General features: G+C 70.8%; 13 protein-coding genes and 2 pseudogenes. 6 read left to right on the forward strand and 9 right to left on the reverse strand.

From position 1 onward, the window contains the following. Window positions 1–359: 359 nt before the first annotated feature. From ACXJMZ_RS16455 to ACXJMZ_RS16465, 3 genes and pseudogenes are all read right to left on the reverse strand, one after another. Window positions 360–1,331: pseudogene (locus tag ACXJMZ_RS16455) on the reverse strand (ABC transporter substrate-binding protein); the annotation flags it as partial. Between the two features lie 59 nt (window positions 1,332–1,390). Then, window positions 1,391–2,284, reverse strand: coding sequence for a carbohydrate ABC transporter permease (locus ACXJMZ_RS16460; protein WP_457030788.1), 894 nt, complete (start codon window positions 2,282–2,284; stop codon window positions 1,391–1,393). Further along, window positions 2,281–3,231 carry a carbohydrate ABC transporter permease gene (locus ACXJMZ_RS16465; RefSeq protein ID WP_457030789.1) on the reverse strand — a complete coding sequence of 317 codons (951 nt, stop codon included), beginning with the start codon at window positions 3,229–3,231 and terminating at the stop codon, window positions 2,281–2,283. Before ACXJMZ_RS16465 ends, ACXJMZ_RS16460 begins: the two co-directional genes overlap by 4 nt. A gap of 535 nt (window positions 3,232–3,766) precedes the next feature. On the opposite strand from ACXJMZ_RS16465, the gene ACXJMZ_RS16470 reads away from it, so the two are divergent. The 4 genes from ACXJMZ_RS16470 to ACXJMZ_RS16485 all read left to right on the forward strand — a co-directional run bounded on the left by ACXJMZ_RS16470 (window position 3,767) and on the right by ACXJMZ_RS16485 (window position 8,782). Further along, on the forward strand, window positions 3,767–4,816 hold the full coding sequence (locus tag ACXJMZ_RS16470) for a substrate-binding domain-containing protein (protein WP_457030790.1): 1,050 nt from the start codon (window positions 3,767–3,769) through the stop codon (window positions 4,814–4,816). 149 nt (window positions 4,817–4,965) lie between these two features. Next, window positions 4,966–6,438 carry a sugar ABC transporter ATP-binding protein gene (locus ACXJMZ_RS16475; RefSeq protein WP_457030791.1) on the forward strand — a complete coding sequence of 491 codons (1,473 nt, stop codon included), beginning with the start codon at window positions 4,966–4,968 and terminating at the stop codon, window positions 6,436–6,438. Further along, on the forward strand, window positions 6,435–7,469 hold the full coding sequence (locus ACXJMZ_RS16480) for an ABC transporter permease (RefSeq protein ID WP_457030792.1): 1,035 nt from the start codon (window positions 6,435–6,437) through the stop codon (window positions 7,467–7,469). Before ACXJMZ_RS16475 ends, ACXJMZ_RS16480 begins: the two co-directional genes overlap by 4 nt. A 251-nt stretch (window positions 7,470–7,720) precedes the next feature. Further along, a complete protein-coding gene (locus ACXJMZ_RS16485; protein WP_457030793.1) occupies window positions 7,721–8,782 on the forward strand; it encodes a LacI family DNA-binding transcriptional regulator in 1,062 nt (353 codons plus the stop codon). A gap of 140 nt (window positions 8,783–8,922) precedes the next feature. Here the strand turns inward: ACXJMZ_RS16485 and ACXJMZ_RS16490 are convergent, their stop codons facing one another. Together ACXJMZ_RS16490 and ACXJMZ_RS16495 are read right to left on the reverse strand one after the other, a co-directional pair. Further along, on the reverse strand, window positions 8,923–11,397 hold the full coding sequence (locus tag ACXJMZ_RS16490; protein WP_457030794.1) for an RICIN domain-containing protein: 2,475 nt from the start codon (window positions 11,395–11,397) through the stop codon (window positions 8,923–8,925). 77 nt (window positions 11,398–11,474) lie between these two features. Then, window positions 11,475–12,914, reverse strand: a complete 1,440-nt coding sequence (locus tag ACXJMZ_RS16495) for an RICIN domain-containing protein (protein ID WP_457030795.1) — start codon at window positions 12,912–12,914, stop codon at window positions 11,475–11,477. A gap of 761 nt (window positions 12,915–13,675) precedes the next feature. Between ACXJMZ_RS16495 and ACXJMZ_RS16500 the strand changes: the two genes are divergently transcribed. Beyond that, window positions 13,676–15,094: a nucleobase:cation symporter-2 family protein gene (locus ACXJMZ_RS16500; RefSeq protein ID WP_457030796.1), complete on the forward strand. Its 1,419-nt coding sequence runs from the start codon at window positions 13,676–13,678 to the stop codon at window positions 15,092–15,094. A gap of 222 nt (window positions 15,095–15,316) precedes the next feature. After that, a complete protein-coding gene (locus tag ACXJMZ_RS16505) occupies window positions 15,317–15,847 on the forward strand; it encodes an EF-hand domain-containing protein (protein WP_457030797.1) in 531 nt (176 codons plus the stop codon). A 139-nt stretch (window positions 15,848–15,986) separates the two neighbouring features. Here ACXJMZ_RS16505 and ACXJMZ_RS16510 read toward each other — a convergent pair whose 3' ends face one another. From ACXJMZ_RS16510 to ACXJMZ_RS16525, 4 genes and pseudogenes are all read right to left on the reverse strand, one after another. After that, the gene (locus ACXJMZ_RS16510; protein ID WP_457030859.1) at window positions 15,987–16,892 is read right to left on the reverse strand and encodes an SAM-dependent methyltransferase; all 906 of its coding nucleotides are present in this window, start codon (window positions 16,890–16,892) and stop codon (window positions 15,987–15,989) included. Between the two features lie 80 nt (window positions 16,893–16,972). Continuing rightward, window positions 16,973–18,078, reverse strand: a pseudogene (locus ACXJMZ_RS16515) (NAD(P)-dependent alcohol dehydrogenase). 2 nt (window positions 18,079–18,080) lie between these two features. Further along, window positions 18,081–19,484, reverse strand: a complete 1,404-nt coding sequence (locus ACXJMZ_RS16520) for an aldehyde dehydrogenase family protein (RefSeq protein WP_457030798.1) — start codon at window positions 19,482–19,484, stop codon at window positions 18,081–18,083. Window positions 19,485–19,492: 8 nt separating this feature from the next. Next, a complete protein-coding gene (locus tag ACXJMZ_RS16525) occupies window positions 19,493–20,248 on the reverse strand; it encodes a (5-formylfuran-3-yl)methyl phosphate synthase (protein ID WP_457030860.1) in 756 nt (251 codons plus the stop codon). Between the last annotated feature and the right edge of the window lie 123 nt (window positions 20,249–20,371).

Raw genomic sequence — 20,371 nt, forward strand, 5'->3', positions numbered from 1 at the left:
CCGCCTGCGCGCGGTGGTGGGAATGACCGGTCGGGGGGCAGGCGCTTCTGCCAGGCGACCAGGCCGGCGTTGGTGTCGGTGGCCAGGCTCTGGCCGACGGTGTCCTTGAACACCGAGTTGGCGTACACCTGGTAGGGCAGGTAACCCCATCCCTTGCCGACGCCGGCCGAGGAGGCGGCGAAGACCTGGTTGGCCTGCTGACCGCCGAGCGAGGCGAGCGGCTTCTCCAGGAAGGCGGGGTCGCCGAGCAGCTTGGTGGTGGCGGGGAACAGGCCGTTCTCGGAGAGCGAGCGGGCGGCCTCCGGGTCGGAGTTCAGCCAGATCGCGAAGGCCGCGGCGGCGGCCTTGTTCTTGCTGGTGCTGGGCACCGCGACGGCGGAGCCGCCGTTCTCCGAGGAGACGTTCTCACCGGCGTTCCACTGCGGAACGGGCGCCGCCCGCCAGTCCTTGGCGGTGTCGGGAATGGTGGAGACGATGTTGCCGGGCGCCCAGGCACCGGTGATCCACATGGCGTACTGGCCACTGCCCATGGACTGCCACCACTCGTTGGTCCATCCCGGCACGGGGTCGACGAGCTTGCGGCTGATCAGGGAGGTCCACAGGTCGGCGACCTTCTTGGCACCCGGGTCCTGCAGGTTCACCGAGACCGAGGTGGCGTCCTTCTGCTGGAACGGACGGCTGCCGGCCTGCCAGAGCAGGCTGTCCAGGCCACCCGCGTCGCCCGGGTCGAAGGAGGCGATGAAGCGCTTCGGGTCCGAGGCCTTGATCTTGATCGCCGCGGTCTCGAACTCGGCCCAGGTCTTCGGCGGTTCGATGCCGAGCTGGTCGAGCAGCTTCTTGTTGTAGAACATCGCCATCGGGCCGGTGTCCTGGGGGATGGCGTAGATGCCGTCGCCGACGGCGACCTGCGACCAGGCCGAGGGCGTGAACTTGGGCTCCAGGCCGGCCGCGCCGTACTCCTTGAGGTTGACCAGCCGCTTGGACATCGCGAACTCGGGCAGTGCGAAGTACTCGATCTGGGCGACGTCGGGGCCGCCGCTGCCCGCCTTGATGGCGGTCTGCAGCTTGGTGTACTCGGTCGCCGACTGGCCGGCGTTGACGATGTTGACCTTGATCTTGGGGTACTTCTGCTCGAAGATCGCCACCGTCTTGTCGAGGTTGGGCGCCCAGGTCCAGAAGGTCAGCGTGGTGGGGGTGTCCAGCGCGGCGGCCGGGTCGGAGGTGCCGGGGCTGGTGGCGTCCGAGCCGCAGGCGGCGAGGCTGAGGGCCAGTGCGGCGGCCGGCACGAGGGCCAGCAGTCTGCGGCGGGAGGGGACGATGGCACGGGTCATGGCGGGACTTCCTTGCTGTGATCGTGGGAGAGCGAGGAGGAGGGTGGGATGACCGGGTGTCACTCCTTGACACTTCCGGCGGCCAGGCCGGACTGCCAGAAGCGCTGGAGGAACAGGAAGGCGACCACGAGGGGGATGATCGCCAGCACGCTGCCGGTGACCACCAGGGGGTAGAAGCCGGTGGTGGTGGCGCCGCTGCCGGCCGCGCCGGTGGCGAGCGAGTTCCACTGGTTGAGGCCAACGGTGAGCGGGAACCACTCGGGATCGCTGAGCACGATCAGCGGCAGGAAGTAGTTGTTCCAGGTCGCGACCAGCGAGAACAGCAGCACCGTGACGAAGCCGGGGGCGAGCAGCCGCAGCGAGATGGTGAAGAAGGTCCGGATCTCGCCGGACCCGTCGATCCGGGCGGCCTCCAGCATCGAGTCCGGTACCGCCCCGATGGCGTAGACCCGCATCAGGTAGACGCCGAACGGGCTGACCAGGGAGGGCAGCAGGACCGCCCAAGGGGTGTCGATGATGCCCAGCTTGCTGAACAGCAGGTAGGTCGGGACCGCCAGCGCGGTGCCGGGGATGGCGATCGCGCCGAGCACCAGGGCGACCAGCGCCGTCCGGCCGCGGAAGCGGTACTTCGCCAGCGCGTAGCCGCCCGCGGTGGAGATGAGGGCGGCTCCGCCGGCCCCCACCACCGCGTAGAGCAGGGTGTTGGCGAACCACCGGAGGTAGATGCCGTCGTCGTGGCTGAGGACGTTCCAGACGTTGTCGAAGAGGTGGAAGCCGTCGCCGAACCAGAGCCCGAAGCTGGTGGTGAGGGACCCGGTGTCCTTGGTGCTGGACATCACCAGCCAGAACAGTGGCAGCAGCGCGTAGAGCAGCATCAGGCCCATCGCCACGGTGAGCGCGGTGCTCGACCGCCGGGCGCGTGGTCGGCCGCGGAGGGGGGTGTTGGCGCTCACAGGCTCTGTTCCTTCCGCATCGACCGGACCTGCACGGCGTAGGCGACCACTGCGGTCACCCCGCCCAGGACCACGGCGACGGCTGCCGAGTAGTTGAACTGCTGGCCGTTGAAGGCCAGGTTGAAGGCGTACATGTTGGGTGTGTAGCTGGTGGAGATCACGTCCGGCGCGAGGGACTGCAGCACGTTCGGCTCGTTGAACAGCTGGAACGTCCCGATGATCGAGAAGACCGTGGTGAGCGCCAGGGCCGGCCGCAGGGCGGGGAGTTTGATGCTCCAGGCCTTGCGGAACTCGCCGGCCCCGTCCATCTCGGCGGCCTCGTACAGCTCCTGCGGCACGGTGCGCAGCGCGGCGTACAGGATCAGCATGTTGTAGCCGACGTACTCCCAGGTCACCACGTTGCCGATGGAGGTGAGCATCCACGAGTCGCTGAGCAGCCGGGGTACGTCGACGTGCAGCGCGTCGCCGATCTGACGGATCAGACCGAAGCGGTCGCCGTAGAGGTAACCCCACATCAGGGACGCCACAACGGCCGGGACGGCGTACGGGACGAAGATCCCGATCCGGAACAGGGCCGGCCAGCGCAGCCGCCCGCTGTCGATGGCGAGCGCCGCCAGCAGGGCGAGCCCGAGCATCACCGGGACCTGGACCAGCAGGAACAGGGCGACCCGCCAGAGGCCGGTCCGGAACAGGTCGTCCCCGAAGGCCCGGGTGTAGTTGTCGAACCCGACGAACACGTTGCCGCCGACCAGCCGGTCCTGAAACAGGCTCAGGTACGCGGCGTAGGCCAGGGGGGCCGCGATGCCGATCACGAAGACGACCAGGAACGGGGCGAAGAAGACGTAGCCGAAGGACCCGTGACCGAGCCGGTTGGAACGTGACGCTTTGCGGGGCCGTCCTGTTGGTCGGTCCGTAGTGGCCGGGGCCGGGGGGTTCGACGTGCTCACGGTAGTGCCCTTCACGGGTGATGTTTACGCCAACATGAAGCTGGCGCTGAGTCTTGACCGCCAACAGTCGGCCAGTCAAGTGCTCGTCACGGCGTGATGCGTCTTCGTGATGAAACTGCCCTGTCACACGGGACCTCCGGGGTCGACCTGTGCAATGCCGGAGCGAAGGACACCCGAACAGGGCCATCCGACCACCCCCGCCGGGACGAATTCCCTGATGGCGGGCGGTGCCGCCGGGCGCAGCCGACCCCCGGGGCGAGCCTCAAGAGCGGCTGGTTACCGGCGAGTTGACCCCTGGTGGGCAAGGTTACGAGCGCGTATCGGTCGGTTTTCCGCCTTGACGGCGACCTCCGAGGCGGGCGACATTGCTTCCATCGCGTTTGAACGTGTTGGATTCTGATCGTTCTTGCGTGGTTACTGCCGTGGTCCTCCGCCCGTACGGGCCGCCCCGGCCACCGGCCCTCAGCGGCCCCTCCCTCTCTCTCCTTCCCCTCACCGTGCGCCGCTGTCGGCGCACGCACCTAGGAGTTCCCCCATGATCCGTAACCGCCGCAGCCGGGCTGCCCTCGCCGCCGGCCTCCTCCTGACGCTGGGTCTGACCACCGCCTGCTCCACCGGCCGGAGCGCCGGATCCGACGCGGACGCGTCCGTCGCACCGGTCAGCGGCAAGATCTCGATGACCTACCTGCAGAAGCAGGGCGACCAGGAGTACTTCGTCGGGGAGGCGGCCGGTGCGAAGGCCAAGGCGGCCGAGCTCGGTGTCGACCTCAAGGTGGTGAACCTGGGCAGCGACGCCAACAAGACGATCAGCGAGGTCCAGTCGGCCGTCGCCCAGAAGACCAACGGCGTGATCATCGTGGTCCCCGACCCGGCCGTCGGCCCGCAGGTCGTGCAGCTCGCGAAGGACGCCAAGGTCGCCCTGCTCACCTCCGACGACCAGATCTGCGCGGCCGGCCCCGACCCGGCCTCGTGTGCGAAGGAGAACCTGGTGCCGCGGATCGGCTTCAGCGGGCAGCAGATGGGCGGGGAGGTCGGCAAGCGGGCGGCCGAGGAGTTCAGGAAGGCCGGCTGGAGCGCGGCCGACACCCGGGTCGTCTCGGCCTGGAAGCAGGACGTCACGGTGTGCGGTGACCGGGTGAAGGCCGCGAAGGCGGCGTTCGACTCCGCGGTGGGGACCGAGGTCCGGAACATCGACGTGGCCACCGACAACACCCCCACCGGCGCCCAGGACAAGATCGCCGCGACGGTGACCGCCAACCAGGGCGTCAAGCACTGGGTGGTCTGGGGCTGCAACGACGAGAACGTCCAGGGCGGCGTGACCGCCCTGCAGAACGCCGGGATCAGCGCCGACAACGTGATCGGTGTCGGCCTGGGGGCCTACCTCGCCTGCAAGAACTGGAGCGGCGACAAGCCCACCGGCATGAAGGCCGCCCTGTTCATCAACGGCAAGGATGTCGGCGCCCTCGCCGTCCAGACCATGTACGACAAGCTCAAGAACGGCAAGGACTTCCCGGCCGAGGCCTTCGCCCCGACCACCATGGTCGACGCCGCCACCTGGAAGACCGCGGGCGTCACCTGCGCCTGACCCGAACCAGCCGGTCCTGACGGCCCCGACCAGGACCGGCTCCGGCCGCCTCCGGCCGCGGACCACCTCCGCGCCCGGGCCGGAGGACCGGAGCGGCCGCCGTCGTCGGCATCACCAAGCACTTCGGCGCCGTACAGGCCCTGCGCGGGGTGAGCCTGGAGTTCCCCGCCGGACAGGTGACCGCCCTGATGGGCGAGAACGGCGCCGGCAAGTCGACCCTGCTGAAGATCCTCACCGGCGACCACCAGCCGACCGAGGGTCAGGTGACCCTCGACGGCGTCCGGCTGGACCTGAGCTCGCCGACCCGGGCCAGAGCGGCGGGAATCCGCATCATCCCGCAGGAGCCGGAGATCATCCCGCACGTCTCGGTCGCCGAGAACGTCTACGCCGGCGCCCTGCCGCGCCGCGCCGGACGGCTGCTCGACCGGGCCGAGCTGCACCGCAGGGTGACCGCCGACCTCGACCGGCTGGGCTTCGCCGGGGTGCTCGACCCGGATCTGATCGGCAGTCAGCTCACGCCCGCACAGCGCCAGTTGGTGGAGATCATGCGGGCGGTCACCGGTGACGCCCGGGTGATCGCGTTCGACGAGCCCACCTCCTCGCTCTCCGAGTACGAGGTGGCCGCGCTGTTCAGCCTGATCCGCCGGCTGCGCGACCAGGGCATCGCGATCGTCTACGTGTCCCACCGGATGCAGGAGATCTTCCAACTCGCCGACCGCATCGCGGTGTTGCGCGACGGGGAGCTGGCCGGGGTGCAGGACGCCGCCACCACCAGCGAGGGCGAACTGGTCCGACTGATGGTCGGCCGGGACCTCTCCACCCTGTTCGTCCGGCAGAACACCGCCACCGACCGCCTGGTGCTGGACGTCCGCGGCGTCAGCACCGACGCCGTGCGCGACATCGACCTGCGGATCCATGCCGGCGAGGTGGTCGGACTGGCCGGACTGGTCGGCGCCGGACGGTCCGAACTCGCCCTGGCGCTGGCCGGTGACCTGCCCATTCACCGCGGCACCGTCACCCTGGACGGCACCACCCTGCGCTCCGGCCGGCCGGGCGAGGTGATCCGGGCCGGGCTCGGCCTGGCACCGGAGGAGCGCAAGGCCCAGGCCCTGCTGCTGCACCGTTCGATCCGGGACAACACCTCGCTGGTCGTACTGGAGCGGCTGCGCCGCTGGCGGTTCGTCCGCCGCTCGGCCGAGCGGGCCCTCGCCCAGGAGTACACCGACCGGCTGCGGGTGCGCGCCCCCTCCATCGAGCACGAGGTGCGCAAGCTCTCCGGCGGCAACCAGCAGAAGGTCGTGCTGGCCCGCTGGCTCGCCCGGAAGCCGAAGGTGCTGATCCTGGACGAGCCGACCCGGGGAATCGACGTCGGGGCCAAGGCCGAGATCTACCGGATCATCGCCGACCTCGCCGAGCAGGGCGTCGCCCTGCTGGTGATCTCCTCCGAACTGCCCGAGATCCTCGGCCTCGCCGACCGGATCGTCGTGATGCAGGGCGGCCGGATCACCGGCGAGCTAGACCGCGCCGAGGCCTCCGAAGAGGCGATCCTCGCCCTCGCCATGGCCGACGACCTCGTCACCGCCCCTGCCGCGACCACCTCAGCCCCTGGAGCCCTGCGATGACCACCACCACGCCGTCCCCGGCCGTACCGGGCCGGGCCGCCGAGCGCCGCAGCTCCGGCCGCCGCCCCCTGCTCGCCGCCGTCGGCGGGCAGAACCTGAGCCTGCTCGGCGCGCTGGCCGTCGTGCTCGCCCTGTTCGGCGCGCTGAACGACAACTTCCTCAGCCTGTCCAACCTGCAGGTCATCGCCGAGGCCGCCACCATCACCGGCCTGCTTGCCGTGGTCCAGACCGTGGTGATCATCTGCGGCGGCCTGGACATCTCGGTCGGCTCCCAGGTCGGCGTCGCCTCCGTGGTCAGCGCCATGGCCTTCACCTGGGCCGGCTCCAACTCCCTTGTCGGCATGGCCGCGGCCGTCGGCGTCGGCGTCCTGATCGGCGTCCTCAACGGTGTGGTCATCGTCTACGGGCGGGTCGACCCCACCATCGCCACCCTCGCCGGGCTGGCCGCCTACAAGGGCCTCGCCCAGCTGCTGTCCGACGGCCGCGCCCAGGGCTACGTCCTCAACAACGACGTCTTCGTCTTCCTCGGCCGCGGCAAGGTCGCCGGACTGCCCGTCATGGTGTGGATCCTGATCGTCGTCGCACTCGCCGTCCACCTGCTGCTCAAGTACACCGACATCGGCCGCAACGTCTACGCCATCGGCGGCAACGACACCGCCGCCCGGCTGGCCGGCATCAGCATCAACAAGTACCTGGTCGCGGTCTACGCCCTGATCGGCGTGGTGGCGGCCGTCGCCGGCATCCTGCTGACCGCCCGCACCGGCTCCGGCCAGCCCGTCTCCGGCAGTGAGGGCCTGGAGCTCAAGGCCATCACCGCTGCGGCCCTCGGCGGCTGCGCCCTCAAGGGCGGCAAGGGCGGGATCGGCGGCACGCTGCTCGCCGTCGCGCTGCTCGGCGCGCTGGAGAACGGCCTCACCGTCCAGGGCATCAACTCGTTCTGGCAGAACGTCGCCCAGGGCGCCCTCTTGGTGGTCGCCGTCGTCATCCAGCAGCGGCGCAGCGGCGAGCGCGCCGTCGGACTGCCCGCCTGATCCCCGATCCTCCGTCCCTCCGCCGGGTCGCGTCGGGGGCCGCCCCATGGTCGTGGCGGCCCTGACTCGCGGTGGGACGGATCGGTGGAAGGCCGCCGAGGGTCGGCCGATCCACCTGCAGGCTGCCGGTTCTCCACACCCCTACGGGGGTAGGGGGAACCGGCAGCCTGCTCTGTCGTGCGAGGCCCGTATGCAGGTAGTCGGTCTCTCTCCGCTAGCATGTTTACGCAGCCACGCGAGGAAGGACCGGTATGGAACCCAGCGCGACGCCCGGCGCCACCACCAAAGCCAGGCAACGCCCGCCTTCGCAGGCCGACGTCGCCGCGCTGGCCGGTGTCTCCTCGCAGACCGTCTCCCGCGTCGCCAACCACCGGTCCAACGTCGAACCCGAGACCCGCGATCGGGTCCTGTCGGCGATGCGGATGCTCGGCTACCAGCGCAACAGCGCCGCGCGGGCCCTGACGCTGGGCCGCTTCCACGTGCTCGGCGTGGTCGCCTTCGACATCGCGGCGCAGGGCAACGCCCGCACGCTGGCCGCCATCTCGCACGCCGCCCAGGCATCCGGATACTCGGTGAACGTGGTCTGTGCGGAGGAGCAGACCGAGGACGCCGTCCAGCAGGCCGTCCGCCAGCTGACCGACCAGGCGGTCGACGGCCTGGTCGTCATCGAGGCGCAGATCCTCGACCGGCGCGGCTTCAACGTCACCTCGGGCGTCCCGGTGGTCGTCGCCGACGGCGACCCCGAGCGGCGGTTCCACTCGGTGGACACCGACCAGGCGGCCGGCGCGACGGCCGCGACCCGGCACCTGCTCGGCCTCGGCCACCGTACGGTCTGGCACCTCGGCGGCCCGCAGGACTCCTACGCCGCGCGCCGCCGCGCCGCCGCCTGGCACGCCGCGCTCAAGGACGCGGGAGCCCCCGTCCCCCCGTTGGAGCTGGGCGACTGGACCGCCGCGTCCGGCTACCGGATCGGCCGGGCGCTGGCCACCCGTCCCGACGTCACCGCGGTCTTCGCCGCCAACGACCACATGGCGCTGGGCCTGATGCTGGCCCTGCGCGAGGCGGGTCGCCGGGTGCCGGAGGACGTGAGCGTGGTCGGCTTCGACGACGTGCCCGAGTCGGCCTATTTCGCGCCTCCGCTGAGCACCGTCCGGCAGGACTTCGAGGAGGTCGGCCGCCAGTGCGTGGAGCTGCTCCTCGACCAGGTCGACGCGCCCCCCGGCGAGCGTCCCGCCGCCCGACTCATCTCGGTGACACCCGAGTTGGTCGTCCGGTCCAGTTCCGCTCCCCCGCCGGCCCACCTCCCAGCATGAGCAAGACCCCCCGGCAATTGGGGGGGTGGGAGAAGGAGCGGCGTCGAGGTGCGTGCCCCGACGCCGCAACGCCCCCCAATTGCCGGAGGGTCTAAGGTGCACCGCCCGGCCGGGCGGTGCACCGTGGCGACGGGGCGCCGTCAGCCGAGCTGGAGTTGCTGACTGCTGCCGCCGGTGCAGGGACGCTGCACGAGCTGCGCGTTGGCGCCGGTCGACGCGCCCAGGACGTCCAGGCACTTCCCGCTGTGACGGGCCATCAGGGTGACGTACCCGACCGCGGTGGTGCGCACGGACCACTGCTGGTTGGCACCGTCGTTGCAGGTGTACTGCACGACCGGGGCGTCGTCCCAGGTGGCGATCCCCGAGACGTCCAGGCACTGGCCGCCGTTGCGTCCCACCACCGAGACGTAGCCGGGGCTGCTGCCCGCGCGCAGCGACCACTGCTGGGCGGCCGTGCCGTCACAGGTGTCCTGCACGACGGGCACGCCGGCCGCGGGCGAGGCGTTCTGCCCCTCGACGCACTTGCCGCTGTGCCGCAGGCGCAGCGCCTTCCAGCTGTCGGCTGCCGCGCCGCGCAGCTGCCAGGACTGGTTGCTGCCCGTGGTCGGTTGGAAGACGCCGACCGGGGCGCCGTCGTTGGTGGCCGCACCCGAGACGTCGAGCAGGGTGCCCGTCGCGCTGTTGACCAGGGTGCGGTGGCCGTTGCCGGTGTCGGAGAGCATCCACAGCTGCTGGGCGGAGGAACCGGAGGAGGCGAAGCCCAGCACGCCCGAGGCGACGCTGAGCGCCTTGCCGTTCTTGGCGTTGGTGAGGCGGTAGGTGGCCGTGCTGTTCCAGCCGCCGGCCACCTTGGTGAAGGTCCACCGCTGGGCCGTGTCGGCCGGGTTGGAGGTGCGCTGGACCGGGCTGCTCTGGGTGGTCGGACCCGCCGACAGCGCCATCCCGCTGTGGTCGTTCAGCAGTTGCTGCGGCTGGCCGGTCGGAGCGGTCGTCGCCGAGGTGTCGACGCCGGTGGCGCCGGGGATGACGAAGGTGGTCACCGAGGCGGGGCCCACCGTCGCGGTGAGCGTCCTGGCGGCCGTGGTGGAGAGGTCGGCCTCGCGCTCCGCGTTCTTGCCGGCGTCGGTGGTGTACCGCTGGACCGGGGTCGCGGTGTCGACGGTCTGGAAGGCCGCCAGGTCGAAGGTGACGGTCTGCGCGGCGCCGGTGGTGTTGGTGTAGACGGCCACGGCACCCGCTCCGCCCGGCCGCAGCGCCGCCAGGGTGTCCGCCGAGTCGGTGTTGATCACCCGGGCGCCGGGGCGGATGTGCCGGCTGTAGTTCGCCATCGCCCAGTACTTCTTGTTCCTGCGGAGCGGCTCGGCGGCCGGCGCGGTGGTGGTCAGATCGACCTGGATCAGACCCCAGTTGGCGTCCTCCTGACCCGGCATCATGTTCGGGTAGTCCTCGACGGCCTGCCACATCACCCAGGCGCCGGGCTCCAGTTCCCGGATATCGCCGTTGATGTGCCGGGCGAGGTCCAGGCCCGGCGTCATGTCGGTGAAACTCTGCGGGATGCTGTCGCCCAGGTCGACCTCGGACATCCACAGCGGCTTGCCGGAGCCCTTGGCGATGTCGCGCACGCCGACCCGGCCGCCGGTGCTGTAGGTGTGCGTGTTCAGCTTGCCCACCGCAGCACGCACCGCGGTGCCGTAGGAGTTCCAGTCGTCCCGGAACAGGTCGGGGTTGGTCTCGTCCATCCCCGACACCGGGGTGGCGAGACCGGCTCCGTTCAGCGCGGTACGCAGGCTGGTGATCAGGTGCGCCTGCGAGGCGGGGTCCCAGTGCGAGCCCTCCTGCGGCCCGTACGCGCCCCAGTACGAGGTGATCGGCTCGTTCATCGGGGAGATCGCGCCGAAGGTCACGCCGGTGGCGGCCTGCACCCGCTGCAGCGACCCGGTCAGGTAGGCGGCGAACCGGTCGTACTGGTCCGGGCGGAGGTTGTCCTCCCAGTTGTTGCCCGCGCCCGAGACCAGGCCGCTCCTGGTCATGAAGTACGGCGCCGAGTTGGAGAACGCCTCGAAGGTGTCCGCGCCACGGGCCTTCGCGGCCTGCAGCCACCATCGCTGGTTCGGATCGGCGGCGGCGTTCCAGTGCGTGGGGTCGGTCGGGTTCCACCAGTCGGTGGGCTCGGTCCAGCCCTGGGTGCCACCGGCCGGCGGGCCGAAGGCGGCCGGCCGGTTCCAGTAGCCGGGCACCGCGGCACCCGGCCGCAGGTACGGCTGGGTCTCCGGGCTGTCCCCGCCGCCGAGGTTGTACCGCGCGACGGTGAAGCCGAGGCCGTCCGCGCCGTAGAGGGCGTCGGCCAGCTCGTTGCGCTTCGCGTCCGGCCAGCCGCCGGTCGCCTCGGCGAACCAGGCCAGCGAGGTGCCCCAGCCCTGGAACGGCTGCTGCTGGTAGCCGGGATCGAGCCGGACGGTGACGTGGGCGGCCGCCTCCTCGGCGACGGCGGGGGGAGCGCTCAGCATCCCGGCGACCAGGGCGGCGGTCACGGCGGCGGCGGCGGTGAGACCGGTCCTGGTCCGGCCGGTGCGGGGCCTGGGGATCCGGGCGGGTGATGGCTGACGGAGCGTCACGGGTTCTCCTCGGTGGTCGGATCGGGCAGCGCGACGCCCCTCCGCCGAACAGGGTGGAGGGGCGTCGGTGGGTGGGGTCAGGCGGCGGTCCGCTGCCACTGCTGGTTGGTGCCGGTGCCGCAGGTCCACTGCTCCAGCGCGGTGCCGTTGGCGGTGGACTGGTTGGTGACGTCCAGGCACTTGCCGCTGTGCCGGGCGATCAGCCGGACGAAGCCGGTGACGCCGCTGACCTTCTGGACCTGCCACTGCTGGGAGGTCGTGCCGTTGCAGGTGTTCTGGACCACGAGGGCGCCGTCGGCGGTCGAGGCGTCGGCGATGTCGAGGCACTTGCCGCTGTGCCGCGCCATGATCTGCACGTAGCCGGTGCCGAGGCTCTTCAGCCAGAAGTCCTGGTTGGCGCCGTTGCCGCAACCCCACTGGATGAGCTGGGCGGACGCGGCGAAGGAGTAGTTCGCGATGTCGGCGCACTTGCCGCTCTGGCGGCCCGTCAGGCTCTCCCAGGTGACGTTCATGCCGCTCACCGTGCCGGTGGCGGTGTCCACGGTGATCTGCGGCGAGTACCCCATGGTCATCGTGCCGGCCGTCGGGAACGTCAGCGGCAGCCAGACGTACTGCGAGTCGTTGACCGTCCCGCCCATGGAGTTGCCCCAACGGTCGCCCATGTACAGGTAGCTGGTGCCGTTGCTGCCCTGCACGGGTAGCACGAACGCGGTCTGACTGCCGTAGGTGGTCCCGTCGCCGATGTCCTGCAGGCCGCTCCAGGAACCGGTGACGCTGCCGGCGGTGCCGTACTTCTGCTGGTTGGGCGCCCAGCCGGTGGCCCCGGAGGTCAGCAGGAAGTACACGCCGTTGCGCTTGAACAGGGCGGGCGCCTCGCGGGACTGRCCGACCCACAGGTTCTGCACCTGGGCGTCGATGGCGGTGTAGTCGGCGGTGAGCCGGTAGATGTGCAGGTCGGCGTTCTCGTTGGCGGCCGAGACCATGTAGCCGGTGCCGTCGTCGTCCACGAAGGTCGTGATGTCCCGCGACATCTCACCCAGCGGGCGGAAGCTGCCCTGCCAGGTGTAGGTGCCGTCGACGGTGTCGGAGACCGCGACCGCCGCCCGGGCCTCGCCGTAGTGCGCGCCGTACTCCTTGTGCATCCACATGACGAACTTGCCGGTCGCGGCGTTGTACATCACCTTGGGCCGCTCGATGATCGCGTAGTCCAGCTCCGGGGCGGCGGCCTGGGTCAGCACGTTGTTGCGGAACTCCCAGGTCTTCAGGTCGGTGGAGCGGTACGCGGAGACGTAGCGGAAGCTGTTGTCGGCGTTGCGGTTCTCGCCGAACCAGTAGTAGTACTGGCCGACCTTGATGACGCCGGCCCCGTGCGCGTGGAGCGGGTCTCCGGCGGTGTCGGTGAACTGGGTGCCGTTGGTGACGGTCACCGTGGCAGCCTGCGCGGTGCCGAAGCCCGACAGCAGGGGGAGGAACAGCGCCAGCAGGGCGCCGAGCACAAGCGTTCTCAATCGCGGCATCTCTTCAGACCTTCGTTCTCCGAGGCACGCGCTGCCACGGTCTCGATCCTGGTCGCGCAAACACGACCGGGTCGAGTACGGGGCATGGCATGGGGGCGTCCCTTGGTGTCCCGCTCCGTGGGTGGGGGCGAGAAGGGCGTGATCCGCGCGTGCGTCGTGGGTGGGGGTGGGGTTCGCTGCTCTGACTACGGGTGGCCGTCTCGTTCTCAAGTCCGTCCGGATACGGGGAAGTTGGCAGGACTTCCGGTCCGTACAGGGGGTCCGCACCTGACCCCGTGGGGCGCCTGGTGGGTCAGGCCGCCGCCGACGGGTGACCACCCACTGCGTCGTACTGCCCGTCCAGGCATGTTGACGCAAACAAGCGGTCGACGAGAGTCTCGGAGGGACGTCCGGCTATGTCAAGGGCTTGGACAAGCCCCATGTGTCTTCAGGTTGGAAAATGTTTGATTCTGATCAACTCGAGCGGGCATCCACGGCTCGATCGAATCCGGTCACGCTTGGAGGAAGACACAGATTCGGCGGCGCCACCGGCCGGTCGAAAGAGAAGTCTTGACGGTTTGGGTGGAGCTTTCTACATTCTAGGGACCTTGATCTCGGAATTCAGATTCCGTATCACGGAACTCATCTCATGGGTTGGAGCCTGTTCGCCGCAGGCTCCGGCAGCGCGGGCGACGGCACCGTCGTCCGCCAGGGTCGTCCCAGCGCCACCGTGCCGGTCCCGCACCTCGGCAGACGCTCCCGGGCCCGAAGTCACCTCAGATATGGAGGGACGCCCCATGGGACGTCAGGCCGTACTCAAGAAGCCCGAGACCCCGCAGCACCCGGTCGACGAGATGCTGCCGCCGGGACGGATGGCGACCGTCGCGCTCCAGCACGTGGCCAGCATGTACGCCGGGGTGGCCGCGCCGCCGCTGATCATCGGCGCCGCAGCCGGGCTGGACCCGGCCCGGCTCACCACCCTGCTGGCCGCCAGCCTGTTCATCGCCGGCATCGCCACCCTGCTGCAGACGCTGGGGATCTGGGGGATCGGCTCGCGACTGCCGTTCGTCAACGGCGTCTCCTTCGCCACGGTCTCGCCGATCCTCGCCGTGATCGAGGCGAAGAAGGGCGCGGCTCTGCCGCTGATCTTCGGCTCCACCATCGTGGCCGGGCTGTTCTGTTTCCTGCTGGCGCCGGTCTTCTGTCGGCTCGTCAGATTCTTCCCGCCGGTGGTGAGCGGCACGGTGATCACGCTGATCGGCGTCTCCCTGCTCCCGGTCGCCGGGAACTGGGCGCAGGGCGGCAACTCCCGGTCGCCCGAGTACGGTTCACTCGCCAATCTGGGTCTCGCCGGGCTCACCCTGCTCGCCGTGGTGCTCTTCAACCGCTTCCTGCGCGGCTTCCTGCAGCGGGTCTCGATCCTGCTCGGCCTGCTGGTGGGCACCCTGGCGGCGATCCCGCTCGGCAAGGTCGACGCGCACGCGCTCGGCAGCCTGCCGCTCTTCGAGCTGCCGCACCCGTTCGCCTTCGGCGCACCGCAGTTCCAGGCCGCCTCGATCATCTCGATGCTGGTGGTCATGGTGGTCTCGATGACCGAGTCGACCGCCGACATGATCGCGCTCGGTGAGGTCGTGGAGCGGCCCGCCGACGACCGCACGATCGCGGGCGGCCTGCGCGCGGACGGGCTCGCGACGGCGTTCGGCGGGGTGTTCAACGGCTTCATCTGCTCGGCCTTCGCCCAGAACATCGGGCTGGTGGCACTGACCAGGATCCGCAGCCGCTTCGTGGTGGCGCTGGCGGGCGTCTTCCTGGTGGTGATGGGTCTGCTGCCGGTGGTCGGCGGCCTGGTCTCGCTGGTGCCGCAGCCGGTGCTCGGCGGCGCGGGTGTGGTGCTCTTCGGCTCGGTCGCGGTGGCGGGCATCCGAACCCTGGGCAAGGCGGACCTGAGCGCGGGATCGAACGCGATCATCGTGGCGACCAGTCTGGCCTTCGGCATCTTCCCGATCGCCTACCCGGGCTTCTACCACTCCTTCCCGGACCAGATCGCGACCGTGCTGCACTCGGGCATCTCGGCGGGCTGCCTGCTGGCGGTCACCCTGAACCTGCTCTTCAACCACCTGGGCCGGGGACGTGAAGTACCGCCCGCCTACGTCCCCGAGGAGCAGATCGAGGCCCTGGGACGGGTGGCGGACCCGGCCTGACCCCGGACCAGGGCCGGGTGCGGCCGACGCCCCGGCCTCTGTTGCACTGTGGGACGACCGGCCGGAAGGTTGGCGATCTGCCCGGGCTGATTGTCGGTGAACTCACTCCTTCCGGTAACGGATCCCGCCCCACCGTTACACCTCTCTCCCGGCACGGTTACGTAGAAGCACTCATTGGGCCAGGCCCGGGAATCGGCGGGCCGCAGAAGACAGGTGACGGAAATGCGAACTGAGGCCGCCAAGCGGGTCGAGCTGGTCTTCTCCCTCTTCGACGCCAATGGCAACGGAGTCATCGACTCCGAGGACTTCGACCTCATGACGGGCCGTGTTCTGGAGGCGGCGGCCGCATCGGACGACGGCGCCAAGGCCGCCATCCGGGCTGCGTTCCGCCGCTACTGGACGACGCTTGCCACTGAACTGGACGCCAACGGCGACGGCGTGATCACCGTCGACGAGTTCCGTCCGTTCGTGCTCGACCCCGAGCGCTTCGGTCCCACGATCGCCGAGTTCGCCGAGGCGCTCGCCGCACTCGGCGACCCTGACCGGGACGGCCTGATCGAGCGCCCGCTCTTCGTAGCGCTGATGACGGCGATCGGCTTCGAGGAGACGAACATCCACGCGCTCTTCGACGCCTTCGACCCGGACGCCAAGGACCGCATCACCGTGGCTACCTGGGCCGCCGGCATCGTGGACTACTACGCGCCGGACATGGCCGGGATCCCGGGCGACCAGCTGGTGGCTGCCCGGGTCTGACGGCCCGTCAGCATCTGTCCCGGGATGCGTCCCACCGGGCGGGGCCTGCGGCACGGCCCCGCCCTCCGCTCCCGTGCTGTCGGGCGGTCGATCCCGATCCCGATCCCGATCCCGGCGAAGCCCCGGGCCTGTGCGGACGTCATGGCCGAGGCTTGTGCGCGAACACCCACCGGTTTCCCTCCAGCGCGTCGTTCGGCTCGGGGAGTGGGCCGCGTCGGTGCCGGCGGCTGAAGTCGAAGGGCGTGTGCGTCGAGGTGGACCAGCCCTTGTCCGTCAGGTGGCCGGTGGAGTCGGGTCGTGGTCCCTTGTCGAAGAGGTGGAGCAGGTCGATGCCGATCTGTTCTCGCGTCGCCGTGTAGATCGGGCTGTCGCGGTACGCCAGCAGGTCCTTCTCCAGCTTGGCCTCGAAGGCCAGAGCGCTGCCTGCGGTGGTCAGCCTGTCCACCGTGTCGATGAGGTACGTCTCGGCGGGGCTCGGCAGGTAGAAGAGGAGTCCCTCGGCCAGCCAGACGCTCGGCACGGCCGGGTCGAAGCCGGCGGTGGTCAGCGCGGTGACCCAGTCCGCGCGCAGGTCGACCGGTACCGGAACGCGCTTCACCTTCGGGGCAGCCGACAGGTCCGTGAGCACCTGCTGCTTGAAGGCCAGCACACCCGCCCGGTCGATCTCGTAGACCACCACGTCGGACGGCCAGTCCAGCCGGAAGGCGCGCGTGTCCAACCCCGCGCCCAACAAGACCACTTGACGGGCGTCCGCACGGGCCGACCGGAGGAGGAAGTCGTCGAGGACCCTGGTCCGCAGACCGAAGTAGCGGGCGAACCGCCCCCACAACGGGTTGTCGTCCCCGTCCGGGACCTGCTCGATGCGTACCGGCCAGTCCGTGCATGCCGGGGCGGCGCGCACGAAGTGCTCCGCGTAGACGTCCTGGGCCAGGCTGTCGTGGCGGTGGGTCTCCAACGCCCGTGCCGCGGCGACCAGGAGAGCGGTCAGGCCCACACCTCCGTCCACGCCTTCCAGGCCTGTCTGTTGCGGCGCCGTGCCGGCCATGCTGCCTCCGTTGGCGGGAGTGGGGAGTGCGAGGTGCCTGCTGGTCGGACGGGGCGGGTCCGTGGTGCCGCGTGCCTCGCTCATAGGCTGGTTCCCGCCGGGAGCAGGACGGGTTTGACCACGCGGCCCGCGTCGCAGTCGCGTTCGGCCTCGTTGATGTCGGCCAGTGGGTAGGTGCGGATCAGCTGGTCGAAGGGGAAGCGGCCGGCCTGCCACAGCCCGGTCAGCCGGGGTATCAGCAGTGCGGGTACGGCGTCCCCTTCGCAGATGTGGCGGATGCTGCGGCCTCGGTCCAGCGTGCCCGGTTCGAGCGACAGTGCGGTGTGCAGGCGTGCCACCAGACCGAGGCTGCCGGTGGGGCGCAGTGCGTGGAGCGCGTCGTTGATGAGCGGGGCCGAGGCCGTGGTGTCCAGGGCGTACTGCGCGCCGCCGTCGGTCAGCCGTCGGATCCGTTCGGGCAGCCGGGCCGTTCCGGCGGCAGTGGGATCGCGCCGAACTGCTCGGCCAGGGCGAGCCGTTGGGCGTTCCGGTCGACCGCCACGGTCGTGACGCCGGCGGCGGTGGCCGCCATCACCGCGGCCAGGCCCACGGCTCCGGCTCCGAGGACCGTCAGGGTGTCACCGGGGCCTGCGCCGAAGGTGTTCAGCACGGCTCCGGCGCCGGTGAGGAAGCCGCAGCCGAGGGGCCCGAGCAGTTCGAGCGGCAGGGCGGGGTCGACCCGGACGGCGTTGCGGGCCGGGACGAGCGCGTACTCGGCGAACGAGGACTGGCCGAACCAACGGGGGGCCAGCGGCTCCCCGGTGGCGTCGGTGAGCCGCGGCGGTTCCTCCTCGCGTCCTCCGAAGAGGTTCAGGGAGGCGAAGGAGTCGCAGTAGGCGGGGGCCGCACCGCGACAGTTCCGGCAGTGTCCGCAGGAGTCGAAGCTCAGCACGACGTGGTCACCCACCTCGATCGCGGCGTCAGGGCCGCCGCCCGTCCGCACCACGACCCCGGCCCCCTCATGGCCGAGGACGGCCGGCAGCGGGCTGCGGCCGGCGGATCGCCGGACCGCGAGATCGGTCCGGCACATCCCGGAGCCTGCGATCTCGACCAGGATCTCGCCGACAGCGGGCTCCGTCCGCAGGCTCACCTCCTCGACCGTGAACGGGCTCTCGTACGAGCGCAGTACGGCTGCCTGGAACCTCATCGTCACGCCTCCTGCGGGCGGTGGACGACGAACGGCCGGAGGTTGCCGTAGAGCCCCCACGGTCCGCCCGCGACGCCGACTCCGCTGTCCTTGACGCCTGCAAAGGGCTGGGCGAGGGACAGTTCGGCATGGTGGTTGATCCAGGCCGTGCCGCATTCGAGCCGGTCGGCCACCGCCTCGGCCCGGTCGAGATCGGTGCCCCATACGGAGCCGCCCAGTCCGAAGCCGGTGCCGTTGGCCGCGTCGACGGCTTCGTCGAGGCTCCGGTACGGCAGCACCGGCAGCACCGGTCCGAACTGTTCCTCGGTCACCACCGGACTGCCGGGCGGGACGTCGGTCAGGATCGTGGGAGCGAAGAAGTAGCCCGGCCCGCCCAGCCGGTGGCCGCCGGACGCCGCCCGGGCGCCGCCCGCCAGGGCCTGCGCCGTGAGCTGTTCGACCCGGGCCAGCTGCGGGGCGTTGTTGACCGGTCCCAGCCTGGTCTCGGGGTCGAGGCCGGGCCCGACGGCGACGGTCTTCGCGCGCTGGGCGAGGGCTTCGACGACCTCGGCGTGGAGCCGGGCCGGGACGTAGACGCGTTTGACCGCCATACAGACCTGCCCGCAGTTGCGGAACGCCGCCCAGAACAGCCGGTCCGCGATCCGGTCCACGTCGACGTCGTCCAGCAGGACGGCGGCGTCGTTGCCGCCCAGCTCCAGGGTGACCCGGGCGAGCGAGGCTGCCGCCGCTCCGGCGACGGCCCGCCCGGTGGGCACCGAACCGGTGAAGGTGACGTGGCGGATGCCCGGGTGGGACGCGAGGCGGGCACCGAGGGGTTCGCGGCCGGTGACGACGGTCAGTACGCCCTCGGGCAGGACGGTGGCGAGGACGGAGCCGAGCAGCCGGGTGGCCAGCGGAGTGAACGGCGACGGTTTGAGCACCATGGTGTTGCCCGCCGCGAGCGCGGGCGCGAACTTCGCCGCCGCGAGCTGGAGCGGAAAGTTCCACGGCACGATCGCGGCGACGGGCCCGAGGGGGCGCCAGCGGATCTCGCTGTGCACGGGCCGGCCGTCGTCGATCCGGCGGGTCCGGGGGGCCAGGTCGGCGAAGTAGCGCAGGCGGGCCGCAGCGCGGGCGACCTCGGCGGACGACTCGGCCAGGGGCTTGCCCTGCTCCCGGGTGAGCAACCGGGCGAGGTCGTCACCGGCCGCCTCCACGGCGTCGGCCGCGCCGCGCAACGCGGCGGTGCGGGCGGCGGGGTCGGCGCGCCAGCCGTGCCAGGCTCGCTGGGCGCGGGCGACCACGTCGTCCAACTCGCCCGGCTGCTGGTCGGGGACCTCGTCGAAGGTCTCCCCGGTCGCCGGGTCGACGACGGAGAAACGTACGGCCCGGCGTCCGAGGACGCTGCCGGCCTCAGGCGTCGCCATGCCGGCGGTCAGCTCACGGCGGGGACGCCGGCGGCGTGCTCCCGGGCATGCCGGTCCATTTCCGCCCGGAAGGCGGCCACCAGATGCGGCTGAATCCGCCCGGTGTTGCGGTCGCCGCCCTCGCAGACCGCTCCCCGCACGCCCACGATGTCCGTGCCCATCCGGGTCAGCGGACCGAGGTCGGCCTGCCTGACACTGCCCGCGAGGGCCGCGAGCAGACCGGCGGCGTGGGCCAGCCGGACGAACTCGGCACAGACCTCAGGAGGAACGTGGTCGAACAGCCGCGTCCCGTCCTTGATCGCGGTGTCGAGCATCGCCGCGTCGGCACCGGAGCGGGCGGCGATGTCGGGCAGGGCGAGCGGGTTGACGCAGCCGATGCGGTGGGCGTCGGCGTAGCCGGAGGCGACGACGAGCGCGTCGGGGCGGTGGTCCTTCACCGCCCGGACGACCGCGCGCATGACCTCGATGCCCTGATCGGGAGTCGTGCATCCGTAGAGGCCCACCTTGATGTACGTGGCGCCGGAGACGACCGCGCCGAGCGCGGCCTGCGCCACCGTCCCGGGCTTGTACGGGACATCACCCACCGTGGCGGACACCGGCTTGTCCGCCGGTACCGCGTCGCGGATCTCCCTGATGACCCAGGGGAAGTTGGCGCCGAGCGAGCCCTCGTCGGGCTTCTTGACGTCGACGATGTCCAGGTGCTCCGCCGCCTTCACACAGTCGAGGGCTTCCTCGACGCTGTCCGGGGAGATGAGAAGCAACACCATGAGCTCCTTCCGCCGCATGTCCACCTGGCCGGGGACAGGGTGCGGATCGCCTGGTTCACATGTGGTGTACCCATCATTTCCGTCACCCGTGGCCACCGGTAGAGCGCGCAGAGTTCCCAC

The organism is Kitasatospora sp. P5_F3 (assembly GCF_054049135.1).